Origin of the sequence: Pseudomonas sp. MUP55, from assembly GCF_034043515.1 — a bacterium.
Lineage (GTDB): Bacteria > Pseudomonadota > Gammaproteobacteria > Pseudomonadales > Pseudomonadaceae > Aquipseudomonas.
Genome location: NZ_CP138214.1, coordinates 2,894,716 through 2,915,951, shown reverse-complemented (window position 1 = coordinate 2,915,951; position 21,236 = coordinate 2,894,716). Strand labels below are relative to the sequence as shown.

9 protein-coding genes are annotated in these 21,236 nt (G+C 52.1%); 1 reads left to right on the top strand and 8 read right to left on the bottom strand.

Annotated elements, in window-relative coordinates; translation table 11 throughout:
• Nucleotides 1–119: 119 nt before the first annotated feature.
• From SC318_RS13025 to SC318_RS13000, 6 genes are all read right to left on the bottom strand, one after another.
• The gene (locus SC318_RS13025; protein WP_320431130.1) at nt 120–2,285 is read right to left on the bottom strand and encodes a hypothetical protein; all 2,166 of its coding nucleotides are present in this window, start codon (nt 2,283–2,285) and stop codon (nt 120–122) included.
• Between the two features lie 407 nt (nt 2,286–2,692).
• Entirely contained in the window at nt 2,693–4,141 is a 1,449-nt protein-coding gene (locus SC318_RS13020) for a hypothetical protein (protein ID WP_320431129.1), read from the bottom strand.
• On the bottom strand, nt 4,138–8,487 hold the full coding sequence (locus tag SC318_RS13015; protein WP_320431128.1) for a P-loop domain-containing protein: 4,350 nt from the start codon (nt 8,485–8,487) through the stop codon (nt 4,138–4,140). The genes SC318_RS13020 and SC318_RS13015 overlap by 4 nt, the downstream gene beginning before the upstream one ends.
• A 536-nt stretch (nt 8,488–9,023) precedes the next feature.
• On the bottom strand, nt 9,024–11,336 hold the full coding sequence (locus SC318_RS13010) for an AAA family ATPase (RefSeq protein ID WP_320431127.1): 2,313 nt from the start codon (nt 11,334–11,336) through the stop codon (nt 9,024–9,026).
• Nucleotides 11,337–11,669: 333 nt separating this feature from the next.
• Nucleotides 11,670–12,770, bottom strand: a complete 1,101-nt coding sequence (locus SC318_RS13005) for a lipase family protein (protein ID WP_126570274.1) — start codon at nt 12,768–12,770, stop codon at nt 11,670–11,672.
• Nucleotides 12,767–13,750, bottom strand: a complete 984-nt coding sequence (locus SC318_RS13000; RefSeq protein WP_320431126.1) for a hypothetical protein — start codon at nt 13,748–13,750, stop codon at nt 12,767–12,769. The genes SC318_RS13005 and SC318_RS13000 overlap by 4 nt, the downstream gene beginning before the upstream one ends.
• A gap of 278 nt (nt 13,751–14,028) precedes the next feature.
• Here SC318_RS13000 and SC318_RS12995 point away from each other — a divergent pair, with 278 nt between their 5' ends.
• Complete coding sequence (locus SC318_RS12995) at nt 14,029–14,541, top strand: hypothetical protein (RefSeq protein WP_320431125.1); 513 nt, start codon at nt 14,029–14,031, stop codon at nt 14,539–14,541.
• Nucleotides 14,542–15,188: 647 nt separating this feature from the next.
• Here the strand turns inward: SC318_RS12995 and SC318_RS12990 are convergent.
• Together SC318_RS12990 and SC318_RS12985 are read right to left on the bottom strand one after the other, a co-directional pair.
• A complete protein-coding gene (locus tag SC318_RS12990; protein ID WP_320431124.1) occupies nt 15,189–20,246 on the bottom strand; it encodes an NACHT domain-containing protein in 5,058 nt (1,685 codons plus the stop codon).
• A 37-nt stretch (nt 20,247–20,283) separates the two neighbouring features.
• Nucleotides 20,284–20,439: a hypothetical protein gene (locus SC318_RS12985; RefSeq protein ID WP_158628947.1), complete on the bottom strand. Its 156-nt coding sequence runs from the start codon at nt 20,437–20,439 to the stop codon at nt 20,284–20,286.
• Nucleotides 20,440–21,236 lie beyond the last annotated feature (797 nt).

Here is a 21,236-nt window from a genome sequence, read left to right as displayed (position 1 = left end):
TCGTCGGTGTCCGTCCCGTAGAGTGGATTGCCAACGTTGATGACCATATCTACCGCAGTTGGTGCCAATAGCCCGCGTGCCAACTGACGGGCTCACGCTCCCTCTTGGTCGGCGCGGGTTCATGTCCGTTTAGTGTGACGGCTTACCAGTAGGCCATCGTCCCGCAAGCGTGCGAACGGGAGCAGCCAGTTCATGATTGTTTCTTGATCATAAGTACTACCACAGGAGTCGGATTCATCGAGCAATTCGAGCATCGCGCGAAATGCATAATCGACGACATGGCAGTTAGAAACAACACGCCCAGAATCGATATGATGATGAATCATTCCAATGAGCTGAGCATGATCGTCCGGTCGACCGTCTAAGCTTAAGGACGAAGCCACATATCCTGGAAAGCCACGCTTTCGAACCGCGACGATGGCGATGGCCCTGTATAGGTTTTCCACATCTTGCTGGCAAATCTCGAGCCCTGCAGCCCCGATCGAAGCAGATGTAAAGAAATACTGTAAGGCTTCTACCCCACGCAGAATATCAGTGTTCCAACGACCATGATCTAGAAGTGATGGCTCCCGAGCATCCCGTGCGACGAAGATATTATCTAGGTGCCTCGAGAACTCCTCTGCTGGTTTGGAATGCAGAAATCGCTTCCACCACGAGCCAAATTCACGCCTAAATACCCGCCGCTTTATCTCGGGAAGCAATGTTTCATTCAACCAGCGCAAAGTGAATTCACAAGGCCACCATCCTTTCGACGAAGGGGATCTGTACGTGAGATCATCTGGCGCCCATAGCAGCTTAACCCTGTTACCGGACGTTGCCCCCTCCTCTTTTAAAGCGCTAATTAAACAGTGATAGCCTGCGTCGAATTCTGCGGTAGCAGCCTGATGGCACGGTTTAAGAAACTCCGCATGGCCGTCGAATATGTGCCAAGGTGTAGAGCCATTCGTATAATCGTGCTCCTCGGTGAACCGTCCGATCTCTCTCCAAACATCTTCACGTATGGAAGCAATGACAACTCTATGCGACCCACCCCAGTCAAAAAATGGAAAATCTACAGCTGACCAATTACTTTCGATGGCCTTTAGCGCATCGCGCATAACCATGGTTAACAGATCAGATACATCGGCTAATTCTTGGACGATCTCTTCTTGGAGAGTCAGCCGGCAATTAGGTAGGTCAATCAGGTACTGGTTGGGCTCGCCTGGCATCTTTCCAACGATGAATGTGCGAGCTTTGCTCGACAGGAGCGCCCCTGCTGCAAAGAGAAAGCACTTCAGGAGCCAATCGTGGCTCACCGTAATCGTAACTCCCTTTAAATCTTCCTGGTGGAAGTCAAAAGCGGCGGATGCTTTGGAAGATATTTGGTCGGGCAGGAACACACTAACTGAGAACCATGGCCCACTATAAAACCAATGCCGGCCGCTATGACTGACTTTCCGGAACGCGTCTATGGAAAAAGACAGCGCCTCTGTCATTTGATGGCCTGAGGCTAATGTCGATCCAGCCGGTAAGTTACTGCCACCCGAAATGCTGTCGAGTAGCCTGCCCGATTTTTCAATGAACTCTCTGGCCTTCTGTGCGACTCGCTCCCTGGGATCGAAGACTGCTTTTGAGACTGCATCGAGAAACCCGCTACGCTCCATCCACAAATTGCCGAATGTCTCGACGTGCGCCCCTGGAAAAAACTTTGATAGCAGATCCGGATAAGACTGGGTTTTCTGTGTCAGATGGTGAGCCGTCCAAAGTTCACCTTCAATTCCAGACCGCTTTAAGCGTTTTTTTTCGATGTCCCAACGTCTTGCCAGAGGCTCGCCCAGGTCCTCTTGTGCCAAAATAAGCGTAAATGAGCGAGCATCTTTCTTCCACCGACCTTGAAGAAATCGCTCAATTGCCTCGGTTAGTCGTGTGGAATCGAATTTCTTCCAAGCCTTGCACTCGTAGACATTAAGCTTGTCGGTAAAGCGTTCATCATAAGCAAAAAGATCAATACCGCCCTGCTCGGCTCCATTTTTACCGAGCCTTTGACAGCCATGCAGCGATTGCTCCTTGGTCAGCAGCGACCAACAGAACTGTTCGAAAGAAGCCGCTGGCATCCTGGCGAAGTCGAGCAGAAACTCGCCTCGATGAAACACACGTTCGACTGGTTTGACCTTTGCCTCGGGGTGAAGGTGATCTGGCCACTCTTGCGGCAGTTCCTCATGGTCTTGAGAACTACCCGGCAATTTGTACGAGTGACCCTGACTTAAAAAATCCAAAATACTTTCCCGAATGCCTTTGTCCGCCAAACTCTTGGCCAGTATCTAAATATGATGGAACAAAACGCTTCCATTGATCAACGGGCGTACGTTAGATCATCACAAAACTAATATTCGACATGTAGCCGACGCGAATTCAAGTGAAAGCACTATAACTACTGTCACTTGACTTAGGGTGATCTAGTGGTTGAGTACGATGGAGTGAAAGCGCATTCGGCCGTCGTACTGATCCACGCCGGTCACCTGCAGCGAGACTTCCATCGGTGGCTATCAAAACGGATGTCATAAACAAAAATCGATGAACACTCGCGGGCGGTCTCATTTTGAGGCGTCTCGTTCAGCGACAGTCCACCCGCGATGCTGGGAAACGCTATGCTCAGGCCTTCGTTGCATTGTTGCATTCAAGCAGTGTTGCTTCGCCAGGCTGGAAAAATCGCTCAACGCTGAGTCGTATCCATGTGACATGGGATTGTCCCCACCTGTACAGATTCCTCCCATTCCTCGTAATCCGATGTCCGCCCCCATGTGGTTAGTTTCCATGCGTAATGAGGTTGACCAGCATAGTCTGAGTCGAGGCGTTCAGCGGCTTCCCGGGTGAGGTAGGTACAACAGCCGGTGGGGCTGGGCCAATTTCTTTTGTGGGACGCCTGCCAATGCCAATACCAAAAGGCAAATTTGCCCACCACATCGCCTCGTGACCTCAATTGCGCCCCACCCTCCCCTGGCGCTAGTTCAATCTGGGGTAGTGATTTGGACGAGAACGGAACATAGGGGATACGGCCGACAAAGTCCGTCTGCAAGTACCCAACCAATGGACCAATCAGCGGTAGTAACGCCGGAACGAAGCCTAGATTCTTTGCTGCCCCCGCCGATAGCTCCGGGGAAACGAACGCCCGGAGCCCATCACGGGCCAGCGTGATGTCACCGAGCATCCCTGTATAAACCCGAAGCACACGCTGTGCTCTGACAGGCTCCGTCCCAAACACGGCAAAGGCTTCCAGCTCTACATGACGCAGGGCCGTATCGATGACAGTCATTGATAAATGCATCACGCGGCTGTCGGTGGATTTTTCTACCCGCTCCACGCACTCGCGAACTAACGACTCGGGCAGTTCAGCGGCGGAATAGATAGTACGGTGCACTCTACTCACCCATGGTGGGGCCTTTCCAGGTAGCAGTTTCAGAAACAGGGGCTCAGCGGGGAATGCTACCTGCGCATAATCTGCAGCAAGCTCGGGGGGCATAGACCAGTGCTCCACAGCGAACGCGAGAACTCGTAGATAAGCAGACCTGGCCAAATGTCCCTGCCGAGCAACAAATTGCCCGACGTTGTCGCGCTCACCGCCGACGAAGTAGCTGAAATGCCCATCGTTGTTGCTGCTAACACGATCGCCGAGGGAGCTGAACTCAAATGCCCATTGCTTGAGGAAAGGATGTCCAGATGATGCTTGAAGCTCCTCCAACTGGTGGACAAAGAAAGGCGGTATGAAAGTACCGCTAGCCAGTGCTTCTTCAGCCTTGGTTAAATTGCAACGTACAGGCATCGCCCCTGAATGACATTCTGCCCAAGACCGGGGGGCGGTTGGGTTGCCTGTTGCTATCGATATCAGCGCATCCGACGCTATGGACGGTTTCAAGATTGCGTGTTGAATTTGGACCATGAATTCAGGTTGCGGCGGAGCGAGTACAAATATGGCGAGTGCCTCTAAACATTCCGACTCCAGTTCACAGGATGCCAACCACCTCACTATAGCGTCTCCGAACACTGCTTGAGTTTGCGGATTCAGCAGCGCTTGCGCGAGGGAATGAATGATGACCAGTTTACCCGTTGGAACGGGAAGTCCTAGGCGCGCAACCGCGATGTCGGCAATCTGTTTAGCATTCATGCGCCTGGCTCCTGCCACCATTCTGGCTGCTCTAGAGGCTGGGCACTGAACTCTTCAACAACAATGTCAATCATGGTTTCGAAAACACTCTTCGCTCGCTCTAAATCGTTTACCTCCAATAACAGGCGCACAATGCCCGCATCAGGAATGGCCCGTTCCTGAACATAAGAATTTGGAGCAGGCAGCGATGATCGCGCCAAAAATTCCTTCCAGCGCTTGGGGTAGTGCTTACCAACCAACTCCAGGCGCCTGATCGACTCTGAGTAGCCGTAGTGCCGCTCCGACCAACCGTAGCGGTACTGGTGTGCTCGGACTAGCCAGACAAACGCCGGCTTCGGGCCTTGCAGACGTAAAGCCAGATGAAAAGCCGGATCAAGTAGCTCGGTCCCGCGTGAGGTTGAGCCCCCGTCCTGTAGCAGTTGCTCAAGTGCGCGAAGAATCTCGGCAACATTACCCTTCCCATCCCAGTGCATGAGCCAATTTTGGATCAGCGTTGAACGCAGCTGGTAATCTACCTTCTTGCCAACCTCTGCTAGAAAATCCCCGAGTCGAGCGGGAGGGAAATGTTCAAAATTGGGCGCATCTGGCTGAACGAGATCTGGGGCACCACCGAGGGATGCATGGGTCTGCGCCTGCTCGTTCAATGTCTCCCCAGCTTTCAAACTAGTAGTAAGATCACGATCCCATAAGCGGACCTGTGATGGTATCACCGCCCCTTCAGTCGTTCGCGAGCGAGTCTGGAGCGCCTGAACCGTTTGCTCCCCCAAGGCAACACTGAGCGCAACAGCGCTCTCCGGCGCGCTCAGGTCGACGCGTTCGGCAAAAACCGCAAAGGTATGGTCGGCGTAATACCATTCGCCCTGCGACAGAAAGTGTCGGTAGCAGCGTACGTAAACCTCAGGCAGCAACTGCCAGAGCAAGGCGGCAAGATCACAAGGCCTTGATCCAGAATCTTCCGTCATGACATCGATCTGGTCGTAAATGGGCGCTAGCCGGCTGACTGCTTGAACGGCTGCTGCAGGGTCTCTCTTCGCAATGTCACCCACCACTTCCAGTACCACCGCCAAGCCGGGGTCCTTGCGCCAACCATAGCCGATCGCATACTCGTACGTCCGCTCAAGCAACTCATGAGCTAGCTCCCTCAGTCCATACGCGGTAGCCCAACTACACAAGTCCGCGAGCGCCGTAGCTTTTTCATTGAAGGGGCCAACGGTATGTCTGGCCGCTTGGACCTGCTCAGCGATGTAGGCATGCGCAGTTACAGCATCGAGCAAGCGGTAGTTGCACATGAGGAAATCACTTCGCCAATGCTCTAGCGCGAAGAATCCAGAAGCCTTGCAAGCGCCCCATTCTGTTGCCGGTAGATGGGGTGCTCCAGACCGTGTTCGCGTAAGCAAAAAAATGTCTGCGGTGATCAGAACCAGCGCTCTACGGACAGCTCGTAGGTCGCTCCAAGCTTCATGATCGCTGTGAGCGGGCCGCTCGCTGACAACGAGTCGGTATACCACCGAAGCGGGTGGGATTTCACCACGGGCTAATATCGCTGCTGTGGCATTGGCCGCGTTGCCCAGACTTAGCAGGATTGCAGAAAGCCATTTCTTTTCTGTCTGGACGCCTAGCCAGGACGGGGTCGGCGCTCCTTTTTGCGCTAGGCCCTGGGCCACGGCTGCGAAGAACAAGAAATGCAAATAGCGGGCGAAGTCATCCTCATCGTTGCTCGTGGAGCCAATGGCTAAAGCGTCATGAGCGCTTACTTGAGGGATGCGCCGAGCTTGCTTGGGCTGGTACAACAGGGACCAACATGCCGAAAGCGGATGCTTCCTAAAACCCAGAAATTGTTGCCAATCTTGCAATTTGGCTCCGGCCCAACCGGCGACCCGCACCGCTTGGACTTCGAACACCCGCCGTAAGCGCGCAGGCATCGGAAGATTGGCGAAAACCATGATGCCTTCCAGGTCTTCAGCCCTGCTTGCGTTGGTCAGGAACCGCTCAAAAAGCTCTACCGAATTTCGATGCCGTCGCAGTAGCTTCAGGACGCTGTCCGGCTCATATCGCCCGGTGCCTGCCGCTACTTGCAGGTAGCGACTGATAGCCTCTTCGTAGTCTCGCGCTTTGAGAGTTTTGGCACGAAGCCGATCATTGATTTTGCTGCGCATCCGCTCCTGCACTTCACTAGCCCGCTCGACCTGATCTAATGACAGGTACAGGGTGGCCAACTGCTGCAGGGCAAGCAGTTTGGACTGATTGACCTGTGAGGCTAAGAGCAGTGCTGGGTAGGGATCTGGAGTCAGTTGCAGCGCGCATTCGCGCAAGGCGTCAGCGTCCTCCAACTGATAAGCAAGTCCGTTTTCAACCCGGTGTTTGAGAGCTCTCTTGCGGATCGCGATTTCGAAATAACCCGCATCGAAAGCCACCAGCTCCGCGGCTTTCAGGATACGAACGATCTGCCCGACTTCACAGGCACGCCTGAGAGCATCCAGCACCCACCCCCTGGTCGTACCGCTCAACAGGTTGTGTTGATCGCCCCGACGAGACTCGTACAACCACAACCAAGCCCAACGCAAATACTCGGGTGCAAGCTTGTCAAGCCATGCCTCCACTTTTGGCCGCAGCATCTCCACACGGCGCTGGTGATCAGGCTGTTGCGCAATGAACACGTATAAACTGCCATGAAACGCCTGCAAACCGGCGTCGACCGTAGCCAAGAGATGGCCGATTTCCGCCTCCAGGTTGACGTCCCTTAACTCAAGACAATGCTCAAGTGCTCCGGTAGGCCAGATGAAGCGATCCTCTGCTAGTAGGTGTAGGGCGTCGCGCACAGACCAAGACAACCGTTGCCACAGCGTCTGGTAGTAAACTCGTGCATCGCCCTGCGGAGCAAAGTCCACTTGTTGTAATGTTGCCAATGAGACGACGCGTCGGTCATGGGCCACTTTCATGAACATATAAGTGAGCACTAGCGGATGACCTTCGCTTAGTGCCATGAACGCTTCGGACAAAAGTGCCAGCTGTCGCTCTGTCGGATCACCGGGCGGTAATTGAAAGACGCCGGCCTCATGCTGCCCCCGGAGCCATGCAATGATCGAGGTCATTTGCATGCGAGGCAGCTCTACCCACGCGTGCGGATCAAGACCACTATGCATCCGCCGAGGCAACTGGTCCTCACTCACGCGCTGAGTGCCTAGGATGAGTGTGATTCCCTGTGGCGCGGGGAGTAACTGCTTGAAGAGTTCATTCAGCGGCCGGATTTCTTCGTCATTCTCGCGCCAAACGTGATCGAGCCCATCAACCACCACGACCAACCGCCGTCCTTGCTCTAAGCAAGCCCAACCGCACGCCTCTATCCAGTTGCGTAACTGCTCGGGCTTATCCTCCAAATGAGCGACGTCTGCAGGGAAGTCGCTCAACAGCTGGCTCATCATCGAGCGGGCAACACTCTTCAAGCTAAAACGATCAGAGGAATCTTGCAGATCGAGAAAGTAGTGATGGCGGACGACTTGCATGCCCAAGGCACGAAGCTGTTCGCAGATGTAGCTTAAAAAGGTGCTTTTGCCCTGCCCTGGAGAGCCCCATAGCACCCGTTCATTCCAGTCGCCAGACTGAATCTCGTCGATAAATTCCTTTGCAAACTGGGGGTCAGGCGGCAGATAGCCTGCCGGTACCCGGAACTCCTGGTCCAACGGTCGAGGTTGCCGCTCGGAGATAGTACTGCGCAACACTTCTAAGGTGATGCGCCCGTCAGGGGCGGGAGCATTTTTGTGAATACTCCACTCAGTGGCGCGGCGTAAGAGGGTCAGCCAGCCGAGATGGTCCGTGTGATTTCCTTCTAATGCCGATGACACCGTACCGCCCAGCGATTCATAGCCGGCGAAGCTATGGGAGAACTCGAAGTTCTCAAAGAACAGTGCGGCGCTCTCGGCGCCCCCCAAATGAGGTTCGAGTTCTTGACGAAGCCCCTCGGGTAACGATTCCCAACGTACTTTTACGTCGGCCAGATGAAGCGTAAATGCCGCGTCCGGTCGCCTATTCGTGATCAGGCGGACCGCTCCCAACCGCGCCAAGCCAACGCGAAAGAACGCACTCGACCACTTCTCCAGCAATGACCTACCGCGCTGCCCTTTGCGGGTGGTCAGCCAGCTCCATGACAACGCATTGCTGGGGTCAAAGACATCAACAGTGAATTTAACCTGGATTAGGTCTACCCTGCCGTCGATTCGTTGAGCCACGATGTCATCTAGACCTTGAGCATCTTTCTCGTCATCTGCCTCGAATTTGACCCAGTCATAAAGTGAAGGTGTATCAAGCCAGTCACACAGTAGCTTGATCCCCACCAGTGTCTGGTACATGTACCCGCTGGCGGGTATAGCGCTACGTTTAATGCCCACGCTCATGTCGAAAAGCTCATCCTATCCATGGCTCCTACTGAATTTGACGCTTGTCTTACAGTGTCCGGCAAACCCTAAGTGCTGGGGATAGTACGCCAAAGGGCGGCCTGCCGCGCGACAGCAGTAGCACGGGGCCCTTGATATGCATCCAATCACCTTGGCAAATTGCTTCGTGTTCCGGGGGGCACTAGGTGGTCAGAGTGAATATGTAGGCAACCGACTCCACAACTTCCACTGTCCCCTCGCTTGGCGCCGAGCTTGTTTTGGCCCTCTGTTGCCCACCCTGGTGCAACCCTCCCCCCGCGCCCCATGGTGGCAAGCAATTGCCCGTTCGGATGGGTTTATGCACCAACGGCATCGAGGGTGATTGCTAGGATCGTAGATTTTAGCAAAGCCGGACTCAATGGTTGTCCTGGTATTAGGAAACACCATTACGGTGGCCCAAGTAAGAAACAAATTCTCGGGCTCGCCGCAGAAGAGAACTTTAGAAACTCCAATTAGCTGAATTTTCTCATCTGGATGAATCCCAGCGCGCCTTTGGCAAATGGCAGCAGCTCCGCAGCGTTGATTTCTACCCTGGTGTATCCCCCGGAGGTGTCATGATGAAATGCCGCAGCGAACTCGTTGAAGCTGACCAGCTCAGCATGAAGCGGATGCAATAGTGCCAGGGGATTTGGGGCGACCGCCCCTTTGACCTGGCCCAGCATGTCGCCCACCGTCTGCCCTTCAGTGAATTTTTTTGGAAAACATCGATGCAGGTGCCCCTCAACCAGTAAACGCAAGGCTTTGGCCACTTCGAGCAAGCTGACGGTAGTATCTCCATCGATGAATCGCTCAACGAGTTGGTAATGCTTGTAGTATTCCGAGGAGCAATAGTCATCTAGATCGAAATCATCCAGTCGACTGTAATCATCCGCATCCCGATGAAGGGAAAGCTCTTCTATCTTTCCAAGCTTTTTACGCGCTACACGCCGTTTGACCTCACGTAGAAAGTGGGCATCGTGGCCCAAAGCGATGACCTGTGAGCATTGGCAGACCATCTGTAGCACTGCCTCAACCGTGTTATGACGGCGATGCTTATCCAAGCTGGTGAAAACGTCGTCAAGTACTACCGTAGCATCGGATCGATTGGCGTCGGCGAACAGTCGGGCAAGGAAGAAAGCAAACGCCAACGTCCTTTTGTCCCCTTCGCTCAAAGCCGAATGGAATGACAAGTCCCCTCCTACGCCGGGGCCAACGATGACAGTGGCGCCTCTCACCTTCAGCGCATATTCAGAGCGCAAGCCCCCACCTCTATAGGTGGGGGCCAAGGCCTGGATCTCGAAAGGGGCCGCGAATTTACGGAGCCAATTGTTAATGGATATTTGAAAATCCTTCAGCGTTTGCCCCATCAACCTGTCTAGCTCAGTACGAGCAGTATCTCTTGCGGCCTCTGCGGATTTCAGCTTCGTCTTTGCAGTGGCCAGCTCTGCAACGAGAGCTACAACCGGAGCATCAAACCTTGTCTTGCCGAGCATGAGCGAGGATCGAGATGCCTCAAGTCCCGAAATATCGGGTTTAGCCAGCTTCGCCTTGTATTCAGCAATCACATCATTGAGCTTGACGATTTGCTGGTTGAAGTCAGTTGCAATCTGGGCAAGTTCATTCAACCGCTCTACCACTTTCAGGAACGGCGCGGAATCGAGTGCAGTTAGCGGATCGCCTTCCTTTTGACTGACTATTGCAAGCAAGTCTGCCTCAACCTGGCCGAGCACTTGCCAAGCAGCCACATTGTCGAGAACAGGAATATCGGCGACTCCCAGGCTTTCGGCCCACACGCTTCGAAGGCCCTGATTATATTCGTTGGCAGCACTCCACCCTCCAAGCTTCTTATCACCCAGCCTCTGCAGCACAGTCTGACGAAGCGCGGTAATGCGGCGCTGGTATTCGGAGTAGGAGCCGTCGAAGTACAATTTGTAAGCCTTGAGCAAACTCAGCTCATTCGTTTCCTGGCCGCAAAACGGACATTCATCTTCTGGAAGGTGCTGGAGCCCCTCGGCAACCCATCGCTCGGTTGCTGGCCCTTTGTGTTTGGCAAAATGGGCTTTTGCTGTTTGTTCTGCGTTGACTGAAATACTCTCGAAGGAGCCTTCCAGAAGGCTGGGCAGACCTTCGAAATTAAACGCTGGTATATCCACCATCTTGAAAGCTGGACGGCTCATTATCTGTTGGGATGCCCGAGCTTCGTTCAGTTGCCTGTCGGTCTCAACAATCTGGGCGTCGACATCTTTAATTGGCTTGAGCTTGGTAAATTGGCTGACCGACAAATTACCTCTATACCCCTGCAATGCCCCCTCGGCGGCGGCGACCTTCGCGGTACAGTCCCGCACTGTCGCGGACTCGGTGTCGAATTTCGTCCGTTGGGCTACAGCCGCGTCGCCAAGGGCCAGATTGAGTAGCGCCTCCCGTTGCTCGGGAAGAACACCAGCAGTTGCGTATACATTGCGATCTACGAAAGCCTGGTTGAACACGTGAAGGTTCGGTTGCTGCCCCTTCCAGGAGGCACCATCGAATTCAGTGCTGAAGGGAGGTGATCCGGCCCCGGGACGGAATCGGAAATGGACTTTCTGTGAGGTCAGTGCGCCAATTGTTTTGCGGTCGATCAGATCCTGAGCGTCGAAGGTAGAACACGCCAGCAGGATCGATGACAGTGTCGACTTTCCACGGGCGTTATCAGCGTAAATAAGGCTGACTTTTTCCAGATCTATAGGCTTTGTGATCCCCTTTTTGATGACACCGATGTTATCGATACAGACGATTTTCTCGAGCATGCGAATCCGATCCCCTACGACTGTCCCTATTTTCAGCGTTCCACGATGGCTAAAGCATCAGTGGCATAATGCCGGCCTGAGCAATGTAACCTAACCGCCGGACGCTTTGAGCTTATGTACACGACATTTGCTAATCCAAAGACCGATGAGCAGCAGTGCGAAGTAACACCGGGCCAACTCGGTATCGGTACCTTCGCGCATGCCCGTCGGTGGCGAGCCTGTATTAGCTGGAGATGTCTACTGCGCTGGGGCAGTCCATCTATGGCAGGGAGGTGTCTACGAACCCCGGTGCGACTCAAAAAGCCTGAAACGCGTGACGAAACTACATTTGATTTATGGGTCGATCTTGCGACGCAGCCACGACAATGGCCCAAAAATGCAGAAGACGATATAGAGCAGTGTTCGCATAAATGCTCGCACCGGCCACCATGCAGGCTTCCATTTAACATTGAGTTCAAAGACCCCTTCAGGCCTGAAATGAGCCAGCGGATGAGTTAGGAAGCTATGCCACAAACCATCATTTGAAATCAGTCCGCGTAAATTTTCAGGCACAAAGAAATCCGAGTGGCCGAAATTCTTGTTACGAACATTGAGAGCACTCCTCGAGGCATAGCCTACTGTTCCGCCGGGGCCCGCCCCCGGAATGGTGTATTGCGAAAACGGTACGGCCGTGTCCTTCGCTCCGACGTGATTTAAGACGGCTTCCACCCGACCTTCTGCGATAGGGCGCTCCCAATCAAAATCGGGACGTACGATGCTGCCGGCAGTAATGACGCGCCCGAACTTAAGATCGATGAATTTAGGATCCTCCAGGATGAGCGAGAAGAGACGGGTGCCGAAGCTATGAGCAATGATGTCGGGGCTTGAGGGGCGTTGGCTATCCATCGCCTGATTGATCGCAATCCTGATTCTCTCACCTAGCTGCCTTGCTAGCCTTCGATGGAGTGGCTTTATCAGGACGTCTACTGTCGCCCAGCCATATTTATATATGAGCACTGGGGCTGAGTAGCGAAGTCGATTGGCGATCTGCCAACTGAACTCTTCCTGCCAGGGAGCGCGACTGTTCATGCCATGGATGACAATGACCCACCTTATATCGCGGCTGGTTTCACCCACGAGGCGATAGAAATACTCAACGATGACCTCCTCGCCTTCCTGCTGATAATCAGCGTGGCAATTCGGGCACATCGTGATCGTTTTAGCTGTGCCGGGCGCAAACACGTAAGGGCAAAGCGGGCATCGATAGGTCTCGATTCTTCGTGCTGCAGCTGATGCCACCAGTTCTTCGATAAAGGCATGTAGTGCTTGGTCGCTCGCCTGCACACCGACCGCCTGCGCGAAATGCGCGAGTGTGAATTCCAGGCCGTCACCTAGCTCTAGGCGCCGACTAATTTCCGCTCTCCAGCGACTCGCCTGCGATTCTGAAGTGTTCATGCTTCGTTGTTGTACCCCCAGAGAAGCTCAACAATTTTGAATACATCCTCCCGCTTGCATTGTGCCCAAATCCTGAGTCTCCCTTCATTACCATAAACTTGGACTGCAATGCGACGACTCGTCCCGTGTTCCTCAGCCACAAAATGAAGCATGCCCTGTGCTCTATCGAATTGGCTGGCATCCACTGCACGGAGTACGCCCCGAACTGCTTCCACGGATTCAATTCCTCCTTCAGCCAGAGTTGACGCCATCTCCACATAGCCGCTGTCGAGCTCGAACCGGGTCGAATGCACGCCCCTATCATCCCTGGCGGCCACCTTCACCGCTTGGCTGAGCGTTATCTTTGCGAAAGGAACATTGGGGCAACCGATGGCCACTAATGCAGCATGGATATCGGCGAGAACTGCATAGTGGTCAATCTCTGGGTTTCGGTGAATCAAGATCGCGCAATAACCATCACCGAAACGCCATTCGTATCGAACAACACTACGATCGAAGCGTTGACGATAGGCATCAAACCGAAACCGCTCGAGCTCCTCCTCCACGATAAAATCCTTCGGCTTCCAGCGATTCCATCCTTCTTTGCTCTGGTGCCACTCCATCGATAATCCGACATCTCCGAGACCGATATGCTTGAGCTCAAGCCCATCGGGAAAATCAAGGCTAGCGCTAGAGCCCAGAACGCCAGCATGCGGACTGGCGGCTATGCCATTGGCAAGCGCGGCAGCATCGATCTCTGGAGGTTGGAATAAGTAGAGGTGCTGATCGCCCCAGCCTTCTACCTCTGCAAGCCAGGCTTCCAGCGTCCCCTGGGTGATAACTTCTTCATCAATGGCAGAATCAAGGTTGCTCGCGAAATCTTCCTTCGTGACTCCGATCTTGGTGCCGCTGTTGCGTAGCAGCTCTTTGATGAAAGAATTTCCTTGGGCGACGACGACCCGATGCACCAATTCCTTGAGTTCCAGCTTGCTCAGCTCCACGGTCGTACTCCCTCTGATAGTGCCCACCTTCGTATCGGACTGACGTTAGCGAAAATCTCGCCCGCGCGATATAGCCATGAGCCATCATGCATTACTATGAAAGGATCCCCCGGTTTCATACGGTTTGCTCACCAGGGCACAGCGCAGCTTTTTGAAGTGCCAACTCAAAGAGCCAAAGGGCTAGGCAAGAGCCCATTTCGCGTAGGCGGGAGCACTGAAATTCGCAATACGTCTGTGCATCGCATAGGCGCAAATTAACTAGCTTTAGGTAGCACACCATGGATTTGCAACGCTTCCTGAATGAATTCCACCCTTTGCTGACGGAGTATGAGCGCAGTGCGTTTCGCGACTTCGTATTTCCCTACGAAGTAACCCCTCACAACTATTTGAGCGAAGCAGAGGCATCATTATCGAGGTTGACCTCCGGCGGTTACCGTGAGGCAGTTGCAAATGCAAAGAGAGCAATTGACTGCCAAATTGAAGCGGTCATCGAGACGCTTGGGCTTCGCGGTGGCAACACCTTCCCGTCTAGGTTAGCTGCAATCCGAACGATCGGTCTGGTGGCTCCGCGTATTTTAGAAAAAATCAACAAACTGCGAAATACGATTGAGCATGACTTTGTCAATCCGACACGAGAACAGGCTGAGTTAGCAGTCGATACAACTCTCCTCTTTGTCGAACTAACGCACCGAGTGTTTCGGCAGACGGTGCTCCAATGCGCGATATATGATCCAACGCCGCAAATAACACCATGGATCAACTGGGGCCCAACTATTTGGTTTTCGAAATGATTGGTGATGCTGAGGGGATTGAGATTAAAGGTGAAATTGAAGGAGAAGCGTCACTGCGACAGTTAATAAAACGCACAGACATAGAATATATTCCGCTTCTCAAATTCTTTCTCGCTGGTGATTTCGCCTATTCAGACGTAACAGACGAAGACTTAATCAAGAATTTGCGAACGGAGATCGAGGTCTAGATTTTCGGCTACTAACACCCCCCGTAGAGGCAAAACTCAAATGCACGGCTACTTTTGGCCATTTTGTGGGAAGTATTGTTAAGCAATGGCTTGCGATGAATACCGCACAACAGACATTAACTCTCATCTACAGTGACATTCTTTCTCACCTCTCCCTCCATTGGTTCGACCGTAGCCGCGAACAGGATCCTGAGTACGCCAAGCTTTCAGGGTTGTTCCTTCTGGGAACATCGTAGGCATACCAGCAAGAAAAGCGCCGGATCATGGTGATTGGTCGTGAAACTCGAAGCTGAAGAGCGTGGATCGAAGTATTGCTCAAGGGAGATAGTCTTACCGGCTGCTCCGGTTAACCTCCGGCGACGGGTGTGTAAGGAGCCAGGGTTGAGCCATTCAAACAACGATCCTTCAATTCAGGATGACAAGCCCTGGGCCGAACAGCCTAGGGTCGTCACACCTAGTTTATTTGGAGATGCGTCGCGAGCTGACCAAATTTTCCCGTAGGAAATAGGCCCGGGCAGAACCTTTTTTCACGGTGCAATCCAAAATGGTGAGGCAATCTTTGTGCTGCGCCCTACTTAACTCCCCGCGCTCATCCACGTTTAAAAACCGCGCAATAGCCATCTCCAGATAATAATATGCACCAACTTCTTTGGAGGCCAGATCTGGATCCCGGCGTAGAGCTTCAGCCACTGTATGAATGCCCTGACGTAGGAAATGATCAGGATAGTAATACATATGTGTAGTGAGTGACTCAAAAACACTCGAATTCATGACAAACTGTTTCGTGAAATCGATCAGGTAACGAGCCCCATGCGTCATGCGTGCACGCTCTGCCTCATTAGGCTTGCCCCTGATAGGATAATCAAGAAATAGCATCCCCCTCAGGAACTTTAAGACGCTCTCCCGCTTGGAGTGCGGTAATAGGCCAAGGTCAGCAGTTGCAGCGTACTGCATCTCTGGTTCGAACAGCCTCCAGAGGCCCCAGATAGCATCCAGAGACATGGATTTCTCTAGTTCGATTTCAGCGCAAAGCTTAACCATATACATGAAATGTGGATCATTACGGCAGCCTTGCAGCACCCAATCACGAACAGGCTCGAAATTAGCAGGTACCGAAGCCACTACATGCTCCGCTAAGCACTTCTGCATTGCTTCCTGGGCCTCCAGGCCAGCCCAAGAATCCCTGTCATCTTCGCTACCGTCACAGATATAGTTTACAATCCCGCTCAAGATAGCTTTAACATGATCATTGTCACTTGCCAACGGTTGCATGAGCAATATCAAGTGCAGCGCCCCAGCATGCTGACTATTAAAAAAAAACGTTGCGTCAGCTGAAAATTCAGCAGACACCAGTTCTGCCCTGTAGCCCTCCATAAGTGCTACAGCTTCTTCCCCCTTCACCCCTCCTCTTCCAGACCTAATCAGTGCGTAACAAGCTTGCTCGATCTCCGAAAGCCGCATCAGCCAAGTGCTGCAGACCAATGCAAAGTCCCTGTCGATGTCCCACAGATAATGACGCACGCCCTTCGCGGCAGCTAGCCGGACGTAATCATTCGGATGGGTCAGACAAGTTGCAATTAAATGTTTAACTTCTTCAAAGTCCTCCTCCTGAACGACCTCAAACAGTTTTGGGATCATGACAGCACAAGCCGATTCACCACCCAGGTCGCCCGTGCCGGTAGATGCAAAGCCATTGAAATCATTAGCCCCAAACCTTACAACCTCCACTATTCGGTAGATGATCCACTGAAGATCCTCATCAGACAGCGTGTCCAAGTGATCGCGTAGCCCTATTGCCGCCGTCGTTACGACTGCACCCAGAGCCATCAATCCAAGCTTTGTCTGAACCACCCCCTTAGAAACGTCATCTAGCAGTCCGATGGCCTCTTGTAATGCTTGATGATAAGTTTCGTACGGTTCTGAACTAAGTGCATTCTTGTTGAAGACTGAATCAGACCATCTGTGCAAGCGGAAAATGCGGTAATCGAAACTTTGTTGAGCGTGGTGTGCAGCTCTTTTTTGCTCCAGCTCGGTTGGAAGCGGCTTCGCCACTCTAAGCTCGAATATATTCTTCTCCTGTGTTGGCACTACCGTCATATCTCTTGTATCTGTACGATGCAACATGTACTGGATACTCTCAGATTCTTCGGGTGAGAGGTTTTTGAATTTATCGAGAATAGCAAGTGCGTGGGGCTGAAGCTCGGGATCAAGCTGAATTTGTAATAGCAGATCCTCTAGTGAACGGGTTCTCCAAGGACGCGCATTAGACCTATTGCGCTCATCAATATAGGCTTCCGCGAGGAGTTCTCGACCGAAGGGAACTCGTGGATACCCCATTGGAGTACGTTCTTTGACAATCCTGTTGATTTCAAGGCCGTAGAAATGCTCACACCTAATAATTGGAAGTGCTTCGCTCCCCACCTTTTTTGGAAACGCGACTGCAATTGAAGCCAGCAAACCTGTAATCAATCCTGAACCGCTATTCTCAAGAAGGTAGGTGAAAACTCTTTTGAATTCGGCATCGTTGCCTTCTGATTGGGCTTGTCGGATAAACCAGTTTTCCAGTGCCATGAGTGCGCAGTGCAGCATCCCAGGTACTACAGATAGCCCGCGATATGCTTTCCAAAGCTGTGGGGACACCCACTGCACGATGTCCGACCCATTGTTCAGCCTTAGAGTGACTTGGGCAAGCTTCGATTCATCGTATAGATCTGACCACTCCGGCGCAGCCTTGGGATGAGGTGACTCTGCTTCAACCAAGGCACCCGTACACCAATTACAGAGTTCGAGAATGAAGCTGATAGCTTTATCAGAATGATAGGTCAATAGCGCATGGAAGGGCCCTTTTAGGCCACTTGAGCCGGGAGACAAGTCGACATTTTCAAGCCCGAACGAATCATTTCTCCTATATGCGTAATAATGGTCGTCTTCCACCTTAAACCACTCGTGACGCGCTAGGCGTATGACAGTATCTGGCATATGCTGACACAGTACACCAGCACTTTCTCGATTGAGCACTAGTTGGGTGAGCGATCTGACGTAGCGCGGCCTATTCGCGCTTTTGACTATGAATACATCACGCTCAAACAATGCAGCAAGCTCTTCTCTAACCACATGAGCTAGCCTCAGGACAATTAAGATCAGCTTAGATCTCATCTCATCGCGCGAATAAGAGTCTTTGTTCACATCAATAATATGCAAGGCTAATAATGCAGCCTCCCTGAGAGCTTCATCCGCCCAGCCGTCTAAATGATAACTATCCCCCCAAACACTCAACGCCTCAAAAACATTTCTGAGAATTTCGGCATGCAATGATTGTCGGTGGTTATAGGCAAACTCAAAGCACGCACTCCATCCTCGCCCAAACGGGGTCAGAATTAAAGTGTTCGGAAACTGTTCAAGCGCCTCGCTGGGGAGAAGCCCTTTTAGGCCTTCCCACGGGCGCTGACAAGTTGTTCTGAGTATAAACAGTAGCTTTTCAAATAACGCGAAGTCGTTTTTAACAATCAGCAACTGGATGGAGTTCAGTAATTCCCTAGGGGTGTCACTATGAAGCACTGCCGCAAGCGTCTCATCCTTCCAGTAATCAGGAATTGACTCACTGGAAAGTATCTGCTCCACCAACTCTACTACTGTCGCATCTTCTCGAAGGCGGCGCAGCAACCATAATCGAAAACCACGATTGATCGCAGGTTCGCTGCCGATAGCATTCAAAAATTCAAAAGCAGAATCCGCGTGATCCTCATACTCCTGATCTATAAACTTATCCAACGCCCAATCTTCGAAAACGTCGTGGCTCGGGCTAACGTATGAGTTTTGGACGCGGAGAATTAGATCGTCAGCCTCAAGCTGCTCGACAGCACCAGCATCGAAATCCCTTGCTGGAACACCAAACACCATACTCTTGGCACGCTTCTTCGAAATTTCTACAAAAGTTCTTTCCCTACGATCAGGCATTCCGTCTCCACGCCTGTCGCTCCTTGCAATCACCGATTCCCAAATTCTGCTACGAAACTCAGATTCTGTGTCTGTATCAGTGAACGTTTGGTTGTTTGCCAATGCGCGAACCGCCAAATCAACAAAGAATGGCACGCGCATGATCGCAGAGAGTGAAGGGTTTTTGATAAGCGGTCCCAGGGCAGGCAGTTCCACGCACAAGTGCGCTAACTGCTCAATCGTGAAGCCACCTATCGAAACCGTTTGGAACTTTATATCGGCCGGCTGCAGATGCGTGAAATTCAACTGCTGCATGCCATAGCTTCGCCCGGTCGCGATGAACGTCCACCCACCAGACTTCTGAATAAACCTCAGCAGCTGTTGAAACGCAGTGGGATCCTTCAACTCCAATATGCGCTCAATGGACTCAATCACTAATACTTTATTTTTGATGAGCGCAAGGTGACCAGCAATTTGCCCAATTGTACTCTCCAGACCTATCGAGCTAAACACCTGGCCGAGACTCGGCTTGTCTAGATCCTCAGCACGAAGGTAAAAAGGCACACAGTCCTTCAATCGCTGACTCAAGAAATGTTTCACCAGCGCTGATTTGCCAGCGCCACGATCGCCAGAAACCAGAATTATTCCATCTTCTAGAAACAGTTGCTCCAAGTTGGTCATTTCAACGTCACGGTTGACGTGCACATTCTGAATGCTGTCCCTGATACCTTCGTAAATATACTCCCCCTGTTCGCTCAGCTTGAGGATATCCTGAGCCAGCTTCGCGGACACTGCTGGCTTGAATATTTCACCGAGCTCACCCAAGTTTTCTCGGGTGATCGTGCCACCATTGTGGTTAAAGCTTTGCACATGCTCGACAATTCGAGCCATTACGGCATGCGATGGCTGGTCGGTATAGCAAGAAATCAATGCATTGACGAAAGTGCTGACAACCGAGGCTTTGGCGTCTACATCATAAGACAGCACATAGAAAACCTTGAGAAAACTCCACAGTTCATGATCCGACAGGGCAACCCCGTCATTTGCGGAATTTAATTGATCCCTGAACATCTGCAAGCGATTTTTCTTGGCATCACTAGTAAAGCCTTTCGTTTGGCTTTTTCGAATAAACTCTGCAGCGTCGCTGGAATACCTGGCCCATTCCAGCACTGGCAAGGTGTTGTTGACATCATTTTTCGGCAGGACGCCTACGACAAGAGCGATAGCATCCGTTTTTGGATTGAAGTTCCCTCCGGAGAAATCTTTCCAGGCGCTGGTCATCACCTCAGAGAATGTAGAGTCTTCCGAACTTCCAATTTTAATCTCATGCTTAACCTGTCCGAACAGCCTGCAAGTAGAGCCTGCTCTGTCAACAGCCTCCATCACGAAATCGTCCGTATTGACACCCTCGTATTTTGCTTGAAGCTTGATAGATGTAGCCCTTGCGGCATGTGGCAAGCCTGGGATCGGAGCGTCAGCAAGCAGCGCTAAAGTGAAAATTGCTTGAACTTTGTTCTCAAAAACAACACCACCCCCACCAGTAGAAAAAGGATTACTTTGCTCTTTTGTACTGCTCACCATGGTTTCAATCCCTTACCAATCCATTGCATCTTTCGAGTTAATAATCACTTTCTGCCATGGCACGCGCGGTTTTCAACCCGTTTATTCGGGCCTCGATAGATGCGACGGCCTGATTGTGTGCTGCCATCACGTTAGGGAGAAGGTTGAAGTCCTTGTAAATGCGGTAGCCACGGATGTGGATTCTAGTGATCATGATCGTCATTCCTTTGGCGAAAAATTCGGTTTTGTCTGTAGTCGAATCTAGTTGCCCGCGATGCTATAGGCGAAGTGTTAGCCCTGTCGATCCCCTCTCGCGCCGTGTGCTACCACCCTGCCCTCCCGGGCGGCGTGCGTTACGGTTCCCGGGAGTGCCTACAGCATTGGTAGTCATCGAAACCCGTAGTGACGGGCTCCTTCTGACCAAAGCTCGTGCCGAACTGGATCGGATTTGTAGGTGAAACTCACGCCTTGAATTTTGTGAATTGCGATGCCACCCCGGTTTAGCCTCAGACTGGGCTCTAGCGCATGTACGTAACCCATATAGCGAGTCGCTGGTTCTTGCATCGATGGACTGCCTTCCCAAATTTGCGGATAAAAGATCCGCTGATCCTCATCCGGCTCCCATAGATTCACGTGCTCAAGGGCTTCATGATCGTCGGTCTTCTCGACGCCACTGGCCTTGTGAAAGAGGATGACGTTCAGGCCTGGAGAGGCATCTTTAGCCTTCTTGCCCACTTCACTGTTGGAAAGCTCCTAAACTTACTGATGGGCATCCTATAAATAAAATTCAGTGCACAAGGGTGAAATGCTCAAGCACCATGTCATAGCCCAGTCATCTAGTATCCCTAGCCCGAAAAGTCGTCAATTACATGAGCGTAGGATTTCATCCGCGATACCTGCCTCAGAATACTGACCAACTTTATTGCTGCTCCACTGCTTTGACTCGTTTCGAGTATGATTTCACCGCGTAGATCGATCGCCCATTAAGGCGTTGCACAAGTACTAAAGAAG